The 21,935-nt window shown below is 40.5% G+C and carries 22 protein-coding genes; 8 read left to right on the forward strand and 14 right to left on the reverse strand.

Translation table 11 applies throughout. From position 1 onward, the window contains the following. Positions 1–77: 77 nt before the first annotated feature. On the reverse strand, positions 78–479 hold the full coding sequence (locus CIK86_RS10990; protein ID WP_086993121.1) for an acyl-CoA thioesterase: 402 nt from the start codon (positions 477–479) through the stop codon (positions 78–80). 102 nt (positions 480–581) lie between these two features. Here CIK86_RS10990 and CIK86_RS10995 point away from each other — a divergent pair, with 102 nt between their 5' ends. Next, positions 582–2,681: a TonB-dependent receptor gene (locus CIK86_RS10995; protein ID WP_086993125.1), complete on the forward strand. Its 2,100-nt coding sequence runs from the start codon at positions 582–584 to the stop codon at positions 2,679–2,681. A gap of 141 nt (positions 2,682–2,822) precedes the next feature. Here the strand turns inward: CIK86_RS10995 and epmA are convergent, their stop codons facing one another. Further along, entirely contained in the window at positions 2,823–3,797 is a 975-nt protein-coding gene (gene epmA, locus CIK86_RS11000; RefSeq protein WP_011327185.1) for an elongation factor P--(R)-beta-lysine ligase, read from the reverse strand. 59 nt (positions 3,798–3,856) lie between these two features. Further along, positions 3,857–4,423, reverse strand: coding sequence for an elongation factor P (gene efp / locus CIK86_RS11005; RefSeq protein ID WP_011327184.1), 567 nt, complete (start codon positions 4,421–4,423; stop codon positions 3,857–3,859). A 41-nt stretch (positions 4,424–4,464) separates the two neighbouring features. Here efp and epmB point away from each other — a divergent pair, with 41 nt between their 5' ends. Then, complete coding sequence (gene epmB / locus CIK86_RS11010; RefSeq protein WP_041454337.1) at positions 4,465–5,478, forward strand: EF-P beta-lysylation protein EpmB; 1,014 nt, start codon at positions 4,465–4,467, stop codon at positions 5,476–5,478. An 8-nt stretch (positions 5,479–5,486) separates the two neighbouring features. Here the strand turns inward: epmB and CIK86_RS11015 are convergent, their stop codons facing one another. Then, positions 5,487–5,696 (reverse strand): hypothetical protein, encoded by a 210-nt coding sequence (locus CIK86_RS11015; protein ID WP_058372567.1) that lies wholly within the window; start codon positions 5,694–5,696, stop codon positions 5,487–5,489. A 168-nt stretch (positions 5,697–5,864) separates the two neighbouring features. On the opposite strand from CIK86_RS11015, the gene CIK86_RS11020 reads away from it, so the two are divergent. After that, positions 5,865–6,155 carry a hypothetical protein gene (locus tag CIK86_RS11020; protein WP_011327181.1) on the forward strand — a complete coding sequence of 97 codons (291 nt, stop codon included), beginning with the start codon at positions 5,865–5,867 and terminating at the stop codon, positions 6,153–6,155. A gap of 89 nt (positions 6,156–6,244) precedes the next feature. Further along, the gene (locus tag CIK86_RS11025; RefSeq protein WP_096317079.1) at positions 6,245–7,213 is read left to right on the forward strand and encodes an IS30 family transposase; all 969 of its coding nucleotides are present in this window, start codon (positions 6,245–6,247) and stop codon (positions 7,211–7,213) included. Positions 7,214–7,321: 108 nt separating this feature from the next. Here the strand turns inward: CIK86_RS11025 and CIK86_RS11030 are convergent, their stop codons facing one another. After that, on the reverse strand, positions 7,322–7,813 hold the full coding sequence (locus tag CIK86_RS11030; protein WP_011327180.1) for a DUF3016 domain-containing protein: 492 nt from the start codon (positions 7,811–7,813) through the stop codon (positions 7,322–7,324). Between the two features lie 274 nt (positions 7,814–8,087). Between CIK86_RS11030 and galE the strand changes: the two genes are divergently transcribed. Continuing rightward, the gene (gene galE / locus CIK86_RS11035; RefSeq protein ID WP_086996485.1) at positions 8,088–9,101 is read left to right on the forward strand and encodes a UDP-glucose 4-epimerase GalE; all 1,014 of its coding nucleotides are present in this window, start codon (positions 8,088–8,090) and stop codon (positions 9,099–9,101) included. A gap of 181 nt (positions 9,102–9,282) precedes the next feature. Here the strand turns inward: galE and zapE are convergent, their stop codons facing one another. After that, positions 9,283–10,392, reverse strand: a complete 1,110-nt coding sequence (gene zapE / locus CIK86_RS11040) for a cell division protein ZapE (protein ID WP_086996488.1) — start codon at positions 10,390–10,392, stop codon at positions 9,283–9,285. A gap of 59 nt (positions 10,393–10,451) precedes the next feature. Between zapE and rsuA the strand changes: the two genes are divergently transcribed. Then, the gene (rsuA, locus tag CIK86_RS11045; RefSeq protein WP_086996491.1) at positions 10,452–11,150 is read left to right on the forward strand and encodes a 16S rRNA pseudouridine(516) synthase RsuA; all 699 of its coding nucleotides are present in this window, start codon (positions 10,452–10,454) and stop codon (positions 11,148–11,150) included. A 115-nt stretch (positions 11,151–11,265) separates the two neighbouring features. Here rsuA and CIK86_RS11050 read toward each other — a convergent pair whose 3' ends face one another. Continuing rightward, entirely contained in the window at positions 11,266–12,039 is a 774-nt protein-coding gene (locus CIK86_RS11050; protein ID WP_011327175.1) for a YggN family protein, read from the reverse strand. 210 nt (positions 12,040–12,249) lie between these two features. Beyond that, positions 12,250–14,679: a zinc-dependent metalloprotease gene (locus tag CIK86_RS11055; protein WP_086996495.1), complete on the reverse strand. Its 2,430-nt coding sequence runs from the start codon at positions 14,677–14,679 to the stop codon at positions 12,250–12,252. A gap of 154 nt (positions 14,680–14,833) precedes the next feature. On the opposite strand from CIK86_RS11055, the gene CIK86_RS11060 reads away from it, so the two are divergent. Beyond that, positions 14,834–15,802 carry a class 1 fructose-bisphosphatase gene (locus CIK86_RS11060; RefSeq protein WP_011327173.1) on the forward strand — a complete coding sequence of 323 codons (969 nt, stop codon included), beginning with the start codon at positions 14,834–14,836 and terminating at the stop codon, positions 15,800–15,802. Positions 15,803–16,012: 210 nt separating this feature from the next. Here CIK86_RS11060 and CIK86_RS11065 read toward each other — a convergent pair whose 3' ends face one another. Continuing rightward, the gene (locus CIK86_RS11065) at positions 16,013–16,333 is read right to left on the reverse strand and encodes a hypothetical protein (protein WP_086996498.1); all 321 of its coding nucleotides are present in this window, start codon (positions 16,331–16,333) and stop codon (positions 16,013–16,015) included. Between the two features lie 42 nt (positions 16,334–16,375). Here CIK86_RS11065 and CIK86_RS11070 point away from each other — a divergent pair, with 42 nt between their 5' ends. Then, positions 16,376–16,726, forward strand: coding sequence for a DUF5522 domain-containing protein (locus CIK86_RS11070; protein ID WP_086996501.1), 351 nt, complete (start codon positions 16,376–16,378; stop codon positions 16,724–16,726). 1 nt (position 16,727) lies between these two features. Here CIK86_RS11070 and CIK86_RS11075 read toward each other — a convergent pair whose 3' ends face one another. The 5 genes from CIK86_RS11075 to CIK86_RS11095 form a co-directional block, all read right to left on the reverse strand. Continuing rightward, the gene (locus tag CIK86_RS11075; protein ID WP_086996504.1) at positions 16,728–17,558 is read right to left on the reverse strand and encodes a sulfurtransferase; all 831 of its coding nucleotides are present in this window, start codon (positions 17,556–17,558) and stop codon (positions 16,728–16,730) included. Between the two features lie 67 nt (positions 17,559–17,625). Beyond that, positions 17,626–18,045: a group 1 truncated hemoglobin gene (locus tag CIK86_RS11080; RefSeq protein ID WP_086996506.1), complete on the reverse strand. Its 420-nt coding sequence runs from the start codon at positions 18,043–18,045 to the stop codon at positions 17,626–17,628. After that, positions 18,045–18,878: a DUF3034 family protein gene (locus tag CIK86_RS11085; RefSeq protein WP_086996509.1), complete on the reverse strand. Its 834-nt coding sequence runs from the start codon at positions 18,876–18,878 to the stop codon at positions 18,045–18,047. Before CIK86_RS11085 ends, CIK86_RS11080 begins: the two co-directional genes overlap by 1 nt. Beyond that, the gene (locus CIK86_RS11090) at positions 18,865–21,180 is read right to left on the reverse strand and encodes an EAL domain-containing protein (RefSeq protein ID WP_086996512.1); all 2,316 of its coding nucleotides are present in this window, start codon (positions 21,178–21,180) and stop codon (positions 18,865–18,867) included. Before CIK86_RS11090 ends, CIK86_RS11085 begins: the two co-directional genes overlap by 14 nt. After that, positions 21,173–21,826: a methylamine utilization protein gene (locus CIK86_RS11095; protein ID WP_254910739.1), complete on the reverse strand. Its 654-nt coding sequence runs from the start codon at positions 21,824–21,826 to the stop codon at positions 21,173–21,175. The genes CIK86_RS11090 and CIK86_RS11095 overlap by 8 nt, the downstream gene beginning before the upstream one ends. Positions 21,827–21,935 lie beyond the last annotated feature (109 nt).

Below are 21,935 nucleotides of genomic sequence, written 5' to 3' on the forward strand. Positions count from 1 at the left end.
AGCGAGTTAATCCGTTAAAAATACATGTTTAAAGTGTAAATTTTATTCTAAGATAGTTTGAAAATTACGCTGTTTTTTTATTCAGAATCCGTTTTAAATAAATTATCTATTTGCGCTGGTAAAAATGGCCGACCTTTTTCATTTAAAGCTGTGCCGATTACCAATGCATTAAGCATTATTCTTTCATCGTGTTTACGGATCAGAGTTTGTTTAAAAGCAAATTTAAGTCGGCTAATACGTTGTGGCTCTACAGCTACATAAAATTCATCGCCCGGTAATAATGACTGTTTATAATCCATTTCGCTGCGCATCACGACCAGGTTAATTTTATCTTTGGCAAGCTGAGCAAAATCAACCCCATGTGCATGCAAAAATTCATGGCGCGCATGCTCTAAGTAATTAAAATACACACTATTATTTACAATGCCTTGTAGGTCGCATTCGTAGTCACGCACTTTAAAGTCTACTGTAAAGGTCATATTCGTAATCCAAATTATTTAACGTATAATTGCCGCGTTTATAGCACATGTACTGAAATAATTGCTACCATGCAAGTCCCTAAAATGGAGTTAAGTAACCTAATGAACTTACGTTTGTCTTTAATTACCGCCGCATTATTACCACTGTTTGGTGCATCAGTTACCGCCAACGCTGACGATACAGATCTAGAACGCATTGTTGTTACTGGTGATTTTCAACGAGAAAGCATTCAAACCTTAAGTGCTAGCGCCAGCTTATTTAGCGAAGATGAAGTTAATTTACGAGGTGCAACCTACCTAGATGAAATGCTTGGGAGTACTGCCAATATTAATTTTGCTTCTGGAGCTTCTCGCGGTCGTTATATTCAAATTCGTGGCGTAGGACTACGTTCACAGTTTGTTGACCCCATAAACCCTTCGGTTGGTTTAGTTATTGATGGCATTAACTACTCAGGCCTTGGTGGCAGTGCATTATTATTTGATATTGACCAAGTAGAAATTTACCGTGGCCCACAAGGTACACGCTTTGGTGCCGACGGTATGGCCGGTATGATCCAAATGCAATCGGCGCAAGCAACAAGCGATCCTAGTTTAAAACTACAAGTAGGTGCAGGCACTTATAACAGCCGCGAAGCTGGTCTTGCTGCAAGTACAGGTTTAACCGACGATACCAGCGCTCGTGTTAGCTACTTTCGTAGAAAATCAGATGGCTATGTAGATAACCTATACCTAAATAAGCCAACTCAAGGGCAAGACGAGCAAGTAGCTCGCTTTAAATTAAACAGCCAAGTGACTGCCAATTTACGCACAGAATTAAATCTACACTATATTGATATTAATAACGGTTACGATACCTTCGCACTTGATAACGGCCGTAACAGTGTTGCCGATGAACCCGGTGAAGATAACCAATTAAGTTACGCTATCGGTCTAAATAACACGTATACGGGCTTTGATTTATTTGACGTAAACCTAAGCTTATCGGCAATCGACAGTGAATTATTTTATAGCTTTGATGAAGATTGGGTATGTAACGATCCGAGTAAACCACAGCTTTGCGCCGCCGGTTTGCACCCTGAAGGTTACAGCTCAACTGATGTTTACAGCCGCGATCGCGATGATCAAGGGGTCGATTTACAATTTAAAAGCAAAACCGGCAACTGGGTTGCAGGTCTTTACTATCAAAACCGCGACGTAGATTTAGAACGCCAATATACCTGGTTAGCTAGCCCATTTAACTCAACGTATGAAACCAATAACGTGGCAGTATATGGCCAATTAGCGACTCCTATTGGGCCTAAAACCACCTTAATTACTGGCTTACGTGTTGAGCAATACCAAGGTGATTACACCGATAATAACGGTTTTATTGAAGATACCGACGACATTATGGTTGGCGGAAAAATAGCGCTTGAGTACCAAGTAATTGATCGCACCATGATCTACACCAGCATTACCCGTGGTTATAAAGCAGGCGGCATTAACTCAGAAGCGCTCGCTAAAGCCAAAGATGAAGGCTTAAACCTTGATGCTGAATTTTTTAAACAACACACCAGTTTTGATCCAGAATACTTATGGAGCGGTGAGTTTGGTGTTAAGGGATCATCCCTTGATGATAAATTTATTCTACGTTTAGCTGCGTTTTACATGCACCGCGACAACATTCAGTTAAAGTCATGGCAAGTACAAGATCAGAAGTTTACCGGTTATGTAGATAACGCGAGCTCTGGCAGTAACTATGGCCTTGAACTTGAAGGTAGCTATCAGCTAACCGACGATTTACTTATTACCGGTAGTGCTGGTTATTTAAATACTAAAATAAATAAATTTGTAACTAAAGCGGGTTTAAACCAAGACGGTCGCGACCAAGCACAGTCACCTAAATATCAATACGCACTGAGTGCTCGTTATAACCTTACCAACGAGCTTTATGCCATGGTAGGTGTTGAAGGCAAAGACGATTATTACTTCTCAGATAGCCATAATGCACAGGCACCAAACAGTAACTTAGTGAATGTAAGCTTAGGTTATGAAGCCGATAGCTGGGCTGTACGCGCCTGGGCACGTAACGTGTTTGACGAAACAGTACCTACTCGCGGTTTTGAGTTTGGCAACAACCCACTTGATGGTTACGCTGATCATACCTACACCCAACTAGGTGAGCCACGTGTAGCTGGCGTTACCTTTACACTTAATTTATAAAGTAAAGCTGACAGCTTTTAGTACTCTGTTAAAAAAACCGCGTTTATTAAAATAAATGCGGTTTTTTATGTGCTAGTCGTAGAGCCTGATCATGCGAGAGGTTAGTTACTAACTGACAGCCCCCCTGCATGTTAAGTTGCTTTAAGCCCTTGTCACATCAAACGCAATAACTTCTTTTATATTACTCTTTTGCGTGGCTAACATTACTAGCCTGTCTATGCCCAGCGCTACCCCTGCACAAGGCGCCAATCCATGTTCAAGCGCAGCAATTAAATGCTTATCCATTGGTACTTGCTTTAAGCCATTTTGTTTACGATATTCATTATCGTCATTAAAACGCTTAGCTTGCTCTGTCGCATTAGTTAGCTCGTTAAAGCCATTAGCTAATTCCATATTTTTATAATACAGCTCAAACCGCCCTGCTACGCGACTGTCATGATCGCAAATTTGTGCCAGTGCTGCTTGCGATGCCGGAAAGTGATACACAAAACACGGCTTATGTTGGCCAATTGTTGGCTCTACTTTCATACAAAATAAAAGCTGCAGTAAGGTATCTCTATGCGTTTCATTTTTAGCTATATCAGCAAACCCTTGCTCGCAGGCAAGTTGTTGTAATTGCTCTAAACTAGCAGTAAGAGGATCAAGTCCAAGTACTTGTTCAAATGCGTGTTGGTAAGTTAACCGTTCACTCGGCGCAACATCTAAAATAAGCTGCATTAGCTCATCTATTTCAGCCATTAATGCAAATTCGTCAAACCCTGGTCTATACCATTCCAGCATAGTAAATTCAGGATTATGATGGCTGCCAGCTTCTTCGTTTCTAAATGCTTTACACAACTGAAATATAGGCCCTGAGCCCGCCGCTAACAAGCGCTTCATTGCAAACTCTGGAGAGGTTTGTAAATATAGCTCAAGGCCGCTGGCGTGCCCTGGGCCTACAAATCGAGTGTTAAAACTCACTAAGTGTATATCGGTTACACTGGCTCCGCTTAAACTGGGGGTTTCTACTTCCATTACATTGCGAGCATAAAAGAACTCGCGAATACTGCGTAAAATAACAGCTCGCTGCTTAAGTGTTGCAATACTTGCACTGGGAGCCCAAAGATTTACTGACATATTTTCTCCAAAAAAAATCCCAGCTTTTAAGCTAGGATTTTATAAAGCGACGCTTAAAATTACTTAACGCGGCTTACGTATTCACCGTTACGAGTGTCTACTTTAATAACTTCGCCTATTTGTACAAATAGTGGAACACGTACTACAGCACCTGTACTTAATGTTGCAGGTTTACCGCCAGTTCCGGCTGTATCACCTTTAAGGCCCGGATCAGTTTCAGTGATCTCCAACTCAACAAAGTTAGGTGGTGTTACTACAATGGGATTACCGTTCCATAATGTAATTGTACACACGTCATTTTCAACTAACCATTTACCCGCATCGCCTAACGCTTTTTCGTCAGCAGCAATTTGCTCAAATGTTTCGTTATTCATGAAATGCCAAAATTCGCCGTCTGTGTATAAATACGCTAAATCAGTATCCATTACATCAGCACCTTCAACAGATTCACCCGATTTAAAGGTTTTTTCAAGTACTTTACCTGAAATAAGTTTACGGATACGAACACGGTTAAACGCTTGGCCTTTACCAGGTTTTACCATTTCATTTTCTATGATACTACTAGGCTCGCCATCCATCATAATTTTTAGGCCGCCCTTGAACTCGTTGGTGCTATAATTCGCCATCGTTTCCTCTATTTATATTTTTTCGAGTAATCTACGTGCCAATGATACAAAGAAATGAAGCAAATTTGCATAAAAACTGGCAAAAAGAATTAGCAAATGTAGTTACCTGCCCAAAAGTGTTGCTAGAAATGGTCGGTTTATCGAGCCAAGTCCATGATAACGACATAAAAGCTCGTAGCTTGTTCCCAGTTCGTGTGCCAATACCATTTATAAAAAAAATGCGTAAAGGCGATGCAAACGATCCATTATTATTACAAGTTATGCCGCGCCATCAAGAATTCTTAACTAAAAGTGGTTTTAATAAAGATCCCCTGCTTGAGCAAAGTAACCAGCAGCCAGGGCTATTACACAAGTATAAATCGCGTGTTTTAGTAATGTTTAAAACCGGTTGTGCAGTAAATTGCCGCTATTGTTTTAGACGCCATTTTCCGTATCAAGAAAACCAACTTAATAAGCGTAGCCTGCTAGATGCGCTTAGCTATATAAAATCCGACAATAATATAAATGAAGTGATTTTAAGTGGTGGCGATCCGCTTATGGCCAAAGACGATGCCATTAGTTGGTTTTTAGATGAGCTTGAGCAACTACCACAAATTAAACGCATGCGAATTCATACCCGTCTGCCGGTGGTTATTCCGGCGCGCATCACCGATGAGTTATGCGAAAGACTTGCAAGGTCGCCATTAAAAATTGTGTTTGTTAATCATATAAACCATGCCAACGAAATAGACGACGACTTTAAAGCCGCAATGCAAAAGCTTAAACAAGTAGGTGTAGTGCTATTTAATCAAGCGGTTATTTTAAAAGACGTGAACGATACAACTGCAGCACAAGTGAATTTAAGTGAAGCGTTATTTGATGCCGATGTATTGCCCTATTATCTACATTTGCTAGATAAGGTAGAAGGGGCAAGCCACTTTGACATTAGTGAGGAGCAAGCAATAAAAATAATGGCAGAGCTGTTAGAAGCCCTACCTGGTTTTTTAGTGCCTAAATTGGTCAGAGAGATTGGCGGTGAAAAAAGTAAAACACCTATCGATCTTAAGTTAATTTAAAGCAGTATTTAAACGTAAATGTTTACGTTATTACCCAGTGTTGCAGTCGCCGACTTAGTCGGTGTTTGCGCGCTGGATGACTGCGCAGCCCCCTCAATCAGTGCTAATGCAGCTGCGCCATCAGCTAGTTGCTGTTTTTTAGACAATGCAGCGCTCAACACCTCGCCGCCTTGGCTTGAACTTGGCATTACCGGTAAATTTCCACCTGCTATATTCATAAAATTAATCCACCTTTAATCAGTGTTTGTTGTGCAATAATTTAAAAGGAGTTAAACAAGGCACAGTGCTAAAAACCTGACTTTTAAATATAATCCAAGTAACATATGCAGTATACGCATGCTACATAATAAATTATCGGCAACTCAATACAAAGCTTTAGGAAAACCATGGATTCTATTATTGAACAACTCAACGCTAACTTAAAAATTGTTTACCGACAGGCGCTTGATGCTGACAAAAAACTCGACGAGTTACAACAGCAAGGTCACGGCAAATTTAAAGCACTCTTTACAGCCGACTCAGGTTTTACCTTTGAAGCTAAACGCTTTAAGCCATATGTGCTTGATGTAGCAGCCGACGTAGAGAGCTTATCTAGTGACGGTTTTAATGAAGAAAAACTTAAAACCACCGTTATTAAATTACAGCAACTACTTACTTTGTTAGCTACGTTTAAGTAACCCTAAATTCGGATAATAAGTGCAATTTCTCAGATTAGATGGCCAGCTGTTATAATTCGGCCATTTTCTCGCCAAAGGAAATTGCTTTAATGAAATATAAACAGCTGACACAAGAAGAAAGATACCAGATTTACGCGTTAATAAAAGCAGGAAATAACCAAAAGCAGATAGCTGAAGAACTAACTCGTTCACCGTCATCTATTTCTAGAGAGCTAAAACGCAATAAAGGACTTAAAGGCTATCGGCCTAACCAAGCCAATAACTTTGCTGAACAAAGACGTAAGTCATCTTTCAAAGCAAGTAAGTTAACAGAGGACGTCACTCACTGGATTAATAAATTGTTGCATGACGGACTTTCCCCTGAGCAAGTGGCAGGCCGCTTAGCTTTAGAGAAACAGGTCGTTTTACATCATGAAACAATTTATCAATATATTTACAGAGACAAGGCTCGTGGTGGCAAGCTACATAAGACACTCACTCGTGCATGTAAAAAGTATAAAAAACGCTATGGAAGCTATGATAAACGTGGACAGATAGTTAATCGAGTCAGCATTGATGAACGCCCAAGTATTGTGGATTCAAAGTCTAGGATTGGTGATTGGGAGGGCGATACAGTGATAGGTAAAGGGCGTAAAAATGCGCTTGTCACAATGGTTGAACGTAAAACGTTATATACAGTCGTTCACAGAATTGAAAGCAAGCATGCGAAAATAACAGCCGATGCGCTGATCAAGTGTATGACACCATATAAAGATAGGGTTATTACCGTGACGTTAGATAATGGAAAAGAGTTTGCTCACCATGAGCATGTTGCACAAGCATTAGAAGCTGATGTGTATTTCGCTCATCCCTATTCATCATGGGAGCGGGGCATAAATGAGAATACCAACGGCTTACTTAGACGCTTCTTCCCCAAGGGAACTGACTTTATGGCGCTAAGTGAAGCAGAGATACAGGCGGCAGTTGATAAGCTCAACCATCGGCCAAGAAAAACAAGAGGGTATAAAACCCCTCATGAATTATTTACGGGGCAATCAGAAATACTGGTGGCTGCATAATGATTGCACTTAATACTTGAATTCGAGAACGTAAACTTTAGTTAAAAAGTTTATTATTCTATAAGCATTAAAAGCGCCGCTATTTAGCGGCGTTTTTGTAAAGCTCAGTTAATCAACTTTCGATAATATTTCCTCACCAAACCACTCTGTAAGTAAGCGTTTTTCGTAATTAAATGGCTCATCTCGGCCCATTTTAATTTTATCCATAAAGCCCATATCTTTGAGCTTTACATCACTTGCTGCACTTATTACCTCACCTTTATCATTGGTAAGTGAATAATTAAGTTTGAGTTGCGGAAAATAAATAGGCTTAACCACCCTAATTTCATTTATACCGCCATAGCGTACATCGCCAGCTAAATCGACATCAGTAATCTCTAGGCTAAGTTTGTAGTCTTTTGGCAATTGCTCTGCAAGTTTAGCAACATGCTCTTCAATACTGCTCGCTATATGCTTATGGTACGAAGCTTTACCTTGATTGGATTCGCGTACATCACGATAGTCTTTAAAATCATGCCATTTAATAGCCGACTCACCCGCATGGGCAAGTGCTGGTAGTGCAAAGCACATTAACATTGCGATTTTGTTTACTGGATTCATATCACTCTCCAAAAAGGTGCGCCGAATATTACATTATTGCAATTAGGGGATGCTCAGTATTAACACCTAAATAACTGAGTTCATTTTAACAGCTGTTTATTAACTATAACTTAATCTTATGACATAAGTGTTATTTAAAGCGTTCAAAATGTAATCAAATATGTAAATCTAGCTTTTTTAAAATAACAGCGTATTTAAAGCAGATAATGCATGTAAAATATCGCAATTTATGGTGCAATCAACACTATTGATAAAAGGTATCCACGGAGCATTCATGACTATTTTAGTAACCGGTGGCGCAGGCTATATTGGCTCGCACACTGTTTTAGAACTTTTACAACAAAACAGTAATGTTGTTGTTATTGATAATTTAAGCAACTCATCATCAGAGTCACTTACGCGCGTTAAAAAAATTACCGGTAAAGAAGTAACTTTTTACCAAGGTGATATTCTCGATAAAGCATTTTTAGACTCAGTATTTGCTAAGCATACTATTGAAAGCGTAATTCACTTTGCTGGCTTAAAAGCGGTGGGTGAGTCGGTTGTAAAACCAATTGAGTACTATCAAAATAACGTACAAGGTACATTAACACTAGTTGATGCGATGCGCGATGCGGGTGTATTTAAGTTAGTATTTAGCTCATCTGCAACCGTTTATGGCGACCCAGCAAGCTTACCTATTAAAGAAGACTTTCCTGTTGGTGGCACCACCAACCCTTATGGCACATCAAAGTTAATGGTTGAAATGATGTTGCAAGATATCGCAAAATCAGACGAGCGCTTTGCCTTTGCTATTTTGCGTTACTTTAATCCAGTAGGCGCGCATGAATCGGGGTTAATTGGCGAAGATCCGAACGGGATCCCTAATAATTTATTACCGTATATTTCACAAGTTGCTGTGGGCAAGCTCAAGCAACTAGCCGTATTTGGCGATGATTACGACACAATAGATGGCACCGGCGTGCGCGACTACATTCACGTAGTCGACTTAGCTTTAGGACATTTAAAAGCGCTGAATAAAATTGCCACAAACACCGGCGCATTGGTTTATAACCTAGGTACAGGCAACGGTTATTCAGTACTGCAAATGGTGAACGCCTTTATTAAGGCCAGTGGGCAAGCAGTACCATATCAAGTGTCACCACGTCGTCCAGGCGATATAGCCGCTTGTTACGCAGCTCCTGAAAAAGCCCTGAATGAACTAGACTGGCAAGCGATGCGCGGTATCGATACTATGATGCAAGACACCTGGCGCTGGCAGTCAAATAACCCAAATGGGTATAAGTAGAAAACCATATACCTATAATCAATATGTCCCTATTTTTATAGGGGCATGTTAATTATGATTGGAGTAAGTCATTTATTTAATTCAATAAAGATATACGTGTTCAAATTTAAGCTCAGAGTTTAAGGTTTAGAGTTTAACCTAGAACCTAGCCCTGATTTACTTCCTAGTACGATTATTATTTTTACCAATTTTGCATTTCGACTATACGCGATTGCGTTCGTGCATATTCAAAGCTTAGTTTTTTACCTTGATACAAGGTGTCTATATCAGCCTGTGCATTTATAACCAGTAACTTATGGCAGTCATAAAACTCATCGACCAAAGCAATAAAACGTCGTGCTTCATCATCAAAAAAGTGCTCGTCTAGAGTTTGTTTTTCACGCTGGTAGCTGTCCTCTATACCGTGCACTATTACTTTACCGGTTGCGCCTACACCCATTTTTGGCACGTTTGCCACATATAACACAGAAAATTGCTGAGCTAAAAACATGTAATCGTTAGCACTTCGTGGGCCAGAGCACAACGCCATAAAATCAATCATTAAGGCATTTGCTGTTTTTAATAAATAAGGCAGCGCTCTACCGTGTACCGTGATATTGCCACAGTGCGATGCTTGCGGGTACTGCGTTAAAAATTTAGCTTTAAAGTCATTACTGGGTAAATTAATAAAGTAATGACTACTATTTTTACCATAACGAAAACGATGATCCTCCTCTCCCGCTACATTAACTATCTCGCAATAATTATTAATTAAATCTATGGTAGGTAAAAATCGTGCTCGCTGCAGGCCATTGTAATAAAGCTGCTCTGGTTTTACGTTTGAAGTGGCCACCAACACTACACCTTGTTTAAATAATGCATCAAACAGCCGGGCCATAATCATAGCGTCGCCAATATCGCTAACAAAAAACTCATCAAAACATAGCACCCGAATATTTTTGGCCCAATTTTTAGCTATAACTATTAACGGATCTTTTTGCCCTTGTAACTGCCCTAACTGCTGGTGTACCTGCGCTATAAAGTGATGAAAATGCAGCCGCTGCTTTTTACTTATAGCAACATTGTTATAAAATAAATCCATTAGCATGGATTTACCACGCCCTACCGGCCCATACAAATACACACCTTTTATGAGTGGCGACTTTTGCCACCAGCTGTAGTGTATTTGTAATTGTTCACTAAGCGAATTAAGTGCCTGTACGGCATTATTTTGCGCAGCATCGAAGCTAAGCTCGCCCGATGCAACCTTAGCTTGGTAAAGGCTTATTATTTGTGTGTCCTGCACTGTCATGGTATTTCACTATCCGTTATAATCGCGTCCATTGTAGCCGACTCAAAATGTGAACCCCAATGAAATTCCCTTGCCGCCTAGATAAATTTATTAGCCATTTAGCAGAGCTGCCACGCTCAAAAGCCAGAGCCAGCATTAAACGCCAAGCCGCACTAGTCAATGGTGAAGTGGTCACTGCTTTCGATTTTCAAATTAAGCAGCAAGACGAAGTAGTTTTTCAAGGTGAACAACTCGTATTTTTAGGTAAACGCTACTTCATGTTAAACAAACCCGTTGGTTATGTAAGTGCCAATAGTGATGAGCTACACAAAACGGTATTCGATTTAATTGACGAGCCAAATATGAGCGACTTTCACGTAGCAGGCCGCCTCGATATTGACACCACTGGCTTAGTTATCTTAACCAACGATGGCGACTGGTCGCATAAAATAACGTCTCCTAAAAACAATAAATTTAAAACCTACTTAGTAGAAACCCAAGAGCCCATTACTGACGACTCGTTAGAGGCACTGCGCGAAGGGGTACAATTACATAACGAAAAAGCTCTAACCCGTCCGGCAAAAGCAGAGCGCCTCGCTAATTACGGCTTACGTTTATCTATTTGTGAAGGTAAATACCACCAAGTTAAGCGCATGTTAGCCGCTGTAGACAACAAAGTGGTTGAATTGCACCGCGAACAAATTGGCAATATTAAACTAGATGAAAACCTAGCAGCGGGTGAATACCGCTTGTTAACAGCTGAAGAGATTAAACTGTAAAGTTAAAATTTTTAGTTGTCAGGAAAACATAAAAAACACCGTGCGCTACTAGTAATACGGTGTTTTTTATATCAACACTGCTAGCTAGAATCTGATAGCAGCTCTTTAGCCTGTTTTAAGACTTTATTTGCACTAAGTCAAAGTTCACCATGCCAGGCACTATGGCTTGTAGCCGGGATTCGGTCACATCAAGGGCGTTTAAACATTCGCAGTATTCTGCAGCTTTTAGTTCGAGTTGGCGGGCTTTTTCTTGGAGTGATTTATCTATTTCTGAAGAAATGATATCCATGCGTTGGCTCATGTCGTTCATTCTATCTTCAATATTACCTTCGCGCGATTTAAATGCATCGCCTAACGACATTAAAATAGCCCCGAGGGAGCCATGCACTGCCGAGTGAATTTTTTTGCTAATATCTTTAGTGAAAAAGTCGTCTATTTTGGAAAGTGATTGCGGCGCAATAAAGAAAAAATCATCGCCGCGTTTAAACTTATCCATTAGCGCACGTTCAACGTACTGCAATTGCGTTTTAAGCACTTCTGATTCTTTATCTGTCATGCCTTCAACAACATGCTCAATTGCACTGAGCCCTAAATTAACGCCATCGGTGGCTAAGTTAACGAGTTCAGGAACAGTTTGACGAATACCGCTGCTAAACTGCTCAAGGACTTTACTTTCGTCATCACTTAAGTCAATCCAATAGCCACGGATAAACAATTGGTTATTATTATTAATTTGTACGCGGGTTTGGCCCTTATCAACAATGCGAATAATATCATCAGTAATGATTAAACCGTGACGAAGCTCTACATCACACTGCTTTTGCGCAAATACGTTATTGCTTAAAAGTGCTACAGACAACGCCAATATCGAACGAGATAAAAACGCCATAAACACCTCAAAATAGCCACAACAGAAGGCGGGTAGATTAACAAAAAAACAACTTTATGCAAGCAAAAGTAACACAATAACAAAGACAGCCCTGCGTATTTAACCTATGCAATGAGTAATACAAAAAAACACCGCGTTTAAATTAAGCGCGGTGTTTTTTAATTTCTTAGTTAAAAGCCGCCTGCTGCTTTATTGCTAAAAGCGATCCTTTTAAATTGGCGAACCTGGCGGGATTGGCAATGCTTTAAAGTTATCTGGCCAGCTACCTGTGGTTAAAAACAGGTTAACTTGTTCAGCTAAATATTGTTTAAACGCGCTTTCACCTATACTGGTGTTGCTTAGTAGTGAATTTTGTTCAAAGTCATCTTTTAGCTTAGTTAAATAGTAACGCAGTTGTGCTTGTACTTCTGGACTTACGTTATCGCTGGCCACTAAATCAGCCATTGTTTTAGCACTTAAAAATTGCACTCGCTGAGTGATCTTTGCCACCATGTTATTGGATGGCAATGCCACAAAAACCTGCTTATAAAGCTGTAAAAGTAACTCATCTAAACTATAAAAATCATCACTGCGTGCTTGTTGTTGCGCAAGGCGATTTAAACGCTGTGCATTTAGTAATAACGATAAGCTATGCTGCACCGCAACTTCAGGTAACGCCATAGCATCAAGAGTTAAACCGGTGCGCCCCACTATACTTTCACGCGTCCTAGACTCACCATACGCTTTAGGTGGAATAAGTGCGAGTATTGACTCTGGCAACACTAAATTACTGCCCTCAAGAGTGGTTAAAATAGCTTTAACCGCTTGTTGTTGCGCTTGCTTAGCAACCACTTGCGCGCCTTTTACAGGTTTATCACCGCGTACTTCGTACTCGTAATTTACCCCAGCAATTAATTTAGCCACTGCCTCTACTTGGTAACGGTGAAATAAATACAAGGGCACCAGTTTTTCTTCTAATTGCGATAACGCCTCTCCCGTTTTTATATTATGAATACCAAATTGTGCGAGTGCTTGCTTACGCACTTCTAGTACTCTTAATAGCTCTTCGCTTGGTGCTGCGCCGTTATCCCACAAATGAGCCGTAGGATGCGCACCACCGGCAGCGCGTGCGTCGCTATCAGATATAAACTCGAGCCCTTTAGTGTTGTTTTCTTTTAAAATAGCCGCCAATGCTGCGGCTTCGTTTTGATTAGTAAAGTCGCTGTAGCCGTATTTAATAACTTGTGTATCCCACACGCCCATACCCGTAGCATAACCGCGTGACACATCAAGCTTGCCTTGTTCATCAAAGCTAAGCAGCGGATGCGGATAATCCATTACCGAGGCTCTATCGCCCACTGAAGCGGCAAAGTTATGAGAAATCCCCAAGGTATGCCCAATTTCGTGAGCACTTAACTGCCTAATACGATCAAGCGCCATGGCTTGTAGAGTTTTTGCTATTTCATTGCCGTTTAAGTAAGGCGCAGCCAGCGCTTCTGCAATTAAAATATCTTGGCGTACGCGCAGTGAACCAAGCGTTACATGCCCTTTTATTATTTCGCCGGTGCGCGGATCAATTACCGAACTGCCATACGACCAACCACGAGTAGCACGATGCACCCACTGCACTACGTTGTAGCGAATATCCATAGGATCAGCGTTTGTTGGTAGTACTTTTATTATAAATGCATTTTTATAACCCGCTGCACTAAACGCTTCATCCCACCACTGTGCACCTTCAAGCAATGCACTTTTTACCGGCTCCGGCACCCCAGGATCAAGGTAATAAACAATCGGCTCAATGGGCTCGCTAATAGGTAAACTCGGATCTTTTTTAGTTAACCGATGGCGCGGTATATATCGCACATACATAGACTCACCAAGTGCTGCAGCATAGTTTTTATGCTCAATACTCCAAAAACCCGATTGCGGATGGAAGTTGCGCGGGGTGTAGTTATCGTCTGGTAATTTAATTAGTGAATGGTGCATATGCACCGTTAACGAATAGGCGTCGGGGCTTATTTCGCGCACAAACTTACCCGGTTTAGTACCGGCAAAGGTAAGTACGGCTTCAAGCTCTGTATTATTAATAAATGCTTTAGAGCGGCCCATATAAACTGCACTACGCGATTCGTCTAGATTAAAGTTACCTTGTTTAGTCGCAGCCAGGGTACGATTTACACCGTGTACATCGCTAAGTAAATACGGGGTGTAATCGATTAATAGCGCCCGCTTATTTTGCGCAACCACTTTAAAGCCCGCTAATATGCTTGATGCAAACGCTTCATTAATACTTTGCTGCTCAGCTTTATTACTGGTATTTGCGCGATAGTAAGTATTTACAGCGCGTAGCATTACTTTGTCGCCAAAGCGCTCAAATTGCACTAAGTGTGTATTACCAAGCTGCCCTCTATCAAGCCCTATATCGTTAGAGCCCAAGCCATTTGGCAAACTTTGCTGTAGCAAAAATTGTTGCTCTAGTTTATCTACTTTTAAATAAACCTTGCCGTTTTCTGTATCGTAAAAAAATGAAAAATATCCCGGAAAATGATTCATCTTTCCAGTAAATTCATCAATAGACTTAATTGCTGCGTGCGCTTGAGTTATCATAGTGAGCAACACAGTAAAGAGAATGTAACCTAGTAGTTTTATTTTTTGCATAATCTTATCTTTGTTATTGGCGTTTTAAGTACGATTAGGTAACCCCATTATAGGGGGGAATTTAAACAATACAGTTATTTAAGACGAATTTCAGCGCTCCAAACTAATCCCTCTCACATTATGATTAGTTTAATCACGTTATCAGGAAAATAGAATGCGTAGACTTCCTCCAGTATTACTTGAAGATGGTTGCCCAAGAGAATTAATCTCTTTGATCAGAACTATTTTAGCCGCATGTAAAGAAATTTCATTTCGTGTTGGCCAAGGCGAATTATCGGGTGTATTAGGCTCAACACTTGACGAGAATATTCAAGGCGAAACTCAAAAGAAGCTTGATGTTTTAACCAACCAACTGCTTAAAGATATATTATTGGAATCGGGCTACGTAAAAGCCATCGCCTCTGAAGAAGAAGACTACACAGTTGCTGGTAATCCTGATGCAGAATATATTGTAGCGTTTGACCCACTTGATGGCTCATCAAACACCGACATAAACTCGTTAGTAGGTACTATTTTTTCAGTAATGAAAGCGCCTGAAGGCGCAGATCCTGCTGACCAAAGTATTTTTATGCAACCGGGTATTAATCAAGTAGCGGCAGGTTATGTATTATATGGTCCATCGACTATATTGGCGCTAACGACAGGTAAAGGCACCCGCTTTTTCACCCTAGATAAAACTCACGGCACCTTTTTATTAACTCAAGATTTTGCAAAAATACCAGCAGATACCAACGAATATGCCATTAATGCGTCAAACCAACGCCATTGGCAACCTGCTATGCAAAACTACATTAACGACCTTGTAGCTGGCGACACTGGCCCACGCGCTCGAAACTTTAATATGCGCTGGATTGCTGCAATGGTAGGCGATGTACACCGCGTATTAAGCCGTGGCGGGTTATTTACCTACCCAACCGATACCAAAAACCCAAGCCAGCCAAATAAGCTTCGTCTGCTTTACGAAGCAAACCCTATGGCCATGCTAGTAGAGCAAGCTGGCGGGATTGCCTCAACTGGCACCGAGCGCATTATGGACATACAACCTAATGCCATTCACCAGCGCGTAGCTGTAATTTTGGGCTCAAAAAACGAAGTAGAAACCTGCTTGGGATATCATAAGTAATAAATAGAAATACAAGGTTTTAGGTATCAGATTTTAGGCGAGAATTAAGCCAGCGCGGTGTTTAAGTTAACCGTAGATACAAGGCGGGGCTTTATGCCGCGCTTGTTAAATTTATAAAATGCGCGAGGTAAACTCCCGCCTACGGTTCGGTATTTTATCAACACCTGAGATCTCGTACCTTTAGTACTTGACTAAAAATCAGCCACGCTTTTACTCTTGTAAAAGCGTGGCTAATTTGGCGAGCTTTTCATAATTAAGCTCGCCCATTTGTTCACTGTTACTAAGTGCATAAATAACGTCCTCACATTCAGCGCAATCAATATCATCTCGCGCCTCAATCACATTTGCCCACAGTTCTAAGTCATCAAGTGCTATTTCATTGTGTAAACAACGCTCAAACACATTTAGCATGATTGACGTACTTAGGGTAAATAATGGCTGTTTTGCTGCTGCAGATACAATGACATCAATAGCCTCGTCTTTTTCTGGCCCGAAGGTAATAAACTGCGCTAATGCTTTTTGTATATCCATAATATTGTTATTCTGCGCTCACCGTGATTTAAAAGTAAAATAATGACCCAAATTAACTGCACGCAATGTAATACTGCTCTTACCTGTAATGTGACTGATATATCAGCATGTTGGTGCAACAAGTTACCCGCTATTTTACCACTCGATGATACAGCAACTAGCTGCTTATGCCGATCATGTACTCTTGCTAAAATTAATCGCTATTTAGAAACTATATATACTCAGCCAATTAAAACCCAAATAGCTTTCGCCAAACAATTTAGAAGCAATGATAATTTAATTGAAGGGTTAGATTACACCATGCAGAACAATTACATGGTGTTTAGTAAGTGGTATTTTTTAAAGCGTGGTACTTGCTGCAAAAATGGTTGTAAAAATTGCCCTTATAGTTAAATTAGCCACCCACAGCAATAGGCAGTGAGTTATCAGCGCCCCATTCACTCCACGAGCCATCGTACACACTTAAATTACTATAGCCGCATTCATCGGCAAACAGCGCAAGCGCACAGGCAGTAACGCCAGAGCCACAGCTAAATTGTAAGTGGGTTGCATTACCGACTAATTCACTAAACTTTGCCTGTATAAAGTCGAGTGATTTTGCTTCACCATTTTCTAATAGACTAGTTAAAGGTAGCGAATAACTGTTAATAATATGACCGCTGCGCATACCCACTCTTGGCTCACTACTTTTGCCAGTAAATCGCTCATAAGCACGCGCATCTAAAATGACAGTATTGGCATCCTTAGTAGCACTTAGCACCTGTTTTTTATCAATAAAGTAATCAGGCCGGTATTGAGCAATAAAATCGCCTTTTAATGATGCTTGTGTATAGTTTGATTCAACCGGAAGCCCGAGTTCAAGCCACTTAGCTAAACCGCCACTGAGGACTTTAACGTTATTAAATCCCATGGCTTTAAACATCCACCAAGCTCTAGCTGCACTGAATAACCCTGCATCTTCATAAATCACCACGAGTGAATCGTGATTCACTCCCGCTTTTTGCATCACTTGAGTAAATTGTTTTGCACTACACAAAGTATTAGGTAACGGGTTAGAACGATCTGCTAGTTCATTTTTAATATCAAAACGCTGCGCGTTGGGCAGCACAGCTTTAGCAACGTAGTTACCAGTTAAACCCGGGCGCAGCATACCCGCGTCAAATAATATTAATGCAGGATCATTTAATTGCGTATAAAGCTGCTCATTGGTAATTATATTTTTCATTTATCTATCTCAATGTTTGGCTGCTTTTTTTAAAAGTGAACAGCTGAGCGCTGCCCCTTTACAGCTCTTAAATCTTTATTATTTCACTGCGCAGTGGTGCCATTTTCGATATTATTTTATTTTGTACTGAATGGGGTATATTTTGCTCGTCCATCGCATTAATTAGTAGATCGACTACATGATTAAAATCTTTTTCATTAATATTCATGCCGGTATGAATAGCAACCATAGAGTCGCCTTTATACTCACACGGGCCGTTTGTTAGCGCGCATAAGTGGCTTATAAAGCCTTGGCGAAAATGAGTAATGTTACTGTGCTCAAAATAGTGAAACACTTGCCTGTCATTACCTATTTGATAAATAAAGCTATCCACTAGTTTTTCTATGCCGGCATTACCATTTATTTGCTGATACAAACTCTGTTTAGGCTTGCTGCTACAGCCAGCTAATACACTTGTAGCCAATAAAAATAGTATAAAAACTCTCATTACCAATATCCTATCACCGATAAATACCAACCGATTTGATCGCTTGCTCCAGCTATACTGCCTAAATCTAAGTAGGCGGCGGTTACGCTCATATGTTTATTTGGCATCCAAGCTACAAACACATCTTTCCAATCTTGCTCGCCTAATCCTAGGTTATTTGTTTTTTGACGATACTCAACACCTAACGCTACTTCACGGCTTAAAAATATCGCTGTGCTTGCCACAAATAACAATTTATTGCTGGTATTATTACCGCCATAACCCAGTAACCCTAGTTGGTTGGCTTTGCTGTAACGGGTGGTCACGTTCCAAAACCAGTTGTATCCTTCAATAGCACCTAAGTGTAATTTGCTTACCGCTAAGTAAAAGTCAGTGCCGCTGGTGCTCTGTGCACCCACTAGCTTTGCAACCGTGCCATCGTCTAACGACTTATGCTGTATACCCAAACTTACTTGTGGCCAACTACTGTAAACAATGTCGCCATATAAACGAACTTTAGCACCAGTTATCGACTGCTCTATTTGCGTACTCAGCGCGGGTACATCAAACTCTTGCTGCGCATAGCTAAGCTCAACGCGATTAAACAAATTAAGCTGTGCGCCACATACATCTAACGTATAGTCGGTTACATCTGCACGGCTACAAAAACCATTAACCGAAACCTCATCCTCACTGGCATACCCAGCAAGTTGCGCCCACGGAACAAGGCCACCGCCACCAGCCCCCTCAACTTGAGACACCCCAGGAGTAGCTAATAATTTACCGCTACTCGCAGCAGTAATAAAACTGGCTGTGAGTAATACCCCCGCCATAAAACACTTAATGTACGCCATCGTATTCCTCTAACCACTGCTCTAATAGCTCAGCTTTTAATGGTCGACTTAAATAATAACCTTGTGCGTGATCGCATTGCATCTGCTTAAGTAATGTTAAGGTTCCTACTGTTTCTACCCCTTCGGCTACTACCGAAAACCCTAATTGATGCCCTAAAGTAATACTCGACTGCACAATAAATTGATCTTTTTGCGATTCATCTAGTTTTAAAATAAAGCACTTATCTAATTTAAGCTCATCAATTGGTAGCATTTTTAAACGCCCTAACGATGTTTGCCCTACGCCATAATCATCAAGCGATATTTTTACCCCAATAGCTTTTAAGTTTTCGAGGGCAATTATGCCTTTTTCTTCATTTTCGATCATATCGCGCTCGGTGAGCTCAATGGTGATCAACGCAGGGTTAACCTTATGCTTTTTTAAAGTACGTACTAATGACGAATGAAACCCCGCAAACGCAATATCTTGTGCTGATACATTGATAGCCGCTTGTAAATGTATGCCTTTTTGCTGCCAAGCAGCAACTTGTGCAATTACAGTATTAACCACCCAGGCAGTGAGCTCTACAATTAATCCCGACTGCTCTGCTAAATCAATAAACACTTCAGGCGACACCCAACTACCATCTTTACGTTGCCAGCGAATTAAGGACTCAACCTTATCGACCTTTTGTATTTTCATATTTAGTTTTGGCTGATAGGTCATAAATAACTGGCCGTCATCATCGCTTATAGCTTGCTTAAGTTCATCAAGCATAACTAAGCGTTCTAAATGCGCTTCGTCTTCGCCTTGTTGATAGTAATGAATATTTTGATGATGACTGGTTGCGCTTTCTACTGCTATAAGTACTCGACGAATTAGATCCTCAGCTTGTTCACCGTGTAGCGGATATTGCACCACCCCCACACTAAAGCGTAAATTTATTTTTAAGTTTTGAATGGTGTAACCCGCTTGGAGCTGCGCCATTAAAGCAATAATGCCGCGTTTAAATTCGCTCACTGCCCCCGCCGGAAATACGGTTAAAAATTCATCACCACCAATACGCGCATGAAACCCGTCTAACTCATCCGAAAATTCACGAATACGATGTGCTACCGCCTTTAAGCACTTATCACCAATGCGTGCCCCTAACTTATCGTTTATATGTCGCAGGCCTTTAATATCGATAGCAACTAGCGTGTGTTCTGTGCTTTTATTTAATTGTTTAGCTAGCATTTCTAGCATGGCCGAGCGGTTATAAAATCCGGTTAGCGCATCATGGCGAGCTTGGTAGCTAATTTGCTGTTCACGTTCATTTATATCGCTACCCATGTGATGAAAAGCATCCATAAGGGTAGCTATTTCACTGCTTTGTTTGCTGCCTTTAAATTCAAAATTATAATTACCCTTTGCAAATTGCTTAGCCACCACGGCCAATTGCGACAGTGGTGTAGTTAAATTATTTGCTAATAAACTACTGGTTACTACCCCAACAATTAAAGTAAGTATGGCAAGTATAATCAGCGTAATAAATAGTTGTTCAAAATCGCGATAGCTTTGGGTTAAATCGGCACTGAGTAAAATTATTACCGGGTGCGCTTGCAGTGCAGGCAGCTCAATTTCACGATTTTTATACACTAAATAATCACCAAAAAAGCGCGACGTCGTTTTGCTATTAAAATAATTAACTGGTTGAAAATTTGCTGGAGGGGCTACCAGTGAGGTTTTTACTAAGCTATCTGCGTTCGCTATAAAGCTTACTTCCATACCGGTTAGGCTTTTAAGTTCTGAAGCTACATTACTGGTTATTTTAAAACCCACCAAACTGTAAGCTATGGTGCGCGGGGTTTTAACTGGCAGTAAAATAACCTGGTACAGTTGGCCATTTAATACCACAAAACTAGAGCGCTCCGCAGTAGTTAATAACTCACTCATTAAAGGCTGCAGATTATCGGTAAAGTTGTCCTCATCATCATTGGTTGATATTAACAGCCCCGACAAATCTAACAGCAGCATTAAATCGGCATTTATACGCTGGCTATGATTGTATAAAACACTGCTTATAGTAGCAGCGTCACGCGTGGCAACCGCTTGTTTAAAGCCAAAATCGGAGGTGAGTACTTTAGCGGCAGTTAATAGTAGGTTTTCTTTCGAGTTTAAATATTGTTTATAAACATTTTGTGCCACGCTTATGTCTTGATTGACTTTTTCTTCTTGAAACTTACTTGTAGACCACCAAAAACTCAGCAAACTAACCACAGTGGTTAATAACACCAAGCCTACACATAAAATGGTTATACGGTTTCGCAAATTGTTAGTCATTACCGCCCTTAAACTGACTGCCAAAGGTGTTACGTGGTGCTGGCGAGGAAGTATTTATGGTTATAGGTAAAATAGCTTGTGGCTCTATATTCATCATTTTTTTATTTTCTAAAGGCGCAGTTTGCAACGCATGCCAAATACTTATTTGCAAAGGCTGCGTAGTAACAGGCAAACTTACAACTCCGTTTTTATCGGTTTTATAAACTTGCTCACTCTTAGCCACATAGATATAACCCACCATAGAATCATGAATATTACAGCCTAGTACCACAACACCTTGAGTGTCAAAAATAATTGGCTCTTTGGGTTGCCCTGAGTAGAGTTTTAATTGAAAAGATTTAGCGCTTGAAAACGAATACACGTTATGGCGAATATTATCGCTATTAGGAAAGTTAACTAATTGCCCTTGCTGCACAATAAGTAGCTCAGGTAAAAACTGCTTATTTACCTGATCCATTACCGCAACGGGGAGCTTTTTAACACTTGGATTTGTAGGCTTAAAAGCAGTGTTTGCTTGGCCTATTTCAACAACGGCATTAGGTAACACCATACCGTGTTGATCTTTTATTACTAAATCAATATTTGCGCTAATAGCAGCGTGGCTAAAAAGCACACTTAAAGCGAATAAATAATGTTTTTTTTGCAAAAAATTGCAATGCTCGTTCAAACATAACCATACTCAAATATTAATTTTAAGTTCAGTTAATTAGAGACGAGCACCAATTGCAAGAAATATAGTTCAGTCACTAAAAATA

The organism is Pseudoalteromonas sp. JB197 (genome assembly GCF_002332205.1).
Classification (GTDB): domain Bacteria; phylum Pseudomonadota; class Gammaproteobacteria; order Enterobacterales; family Alteromonadaceae; genus Pseudoalteromonas; species Pseudoalteromonas nigrifaciens.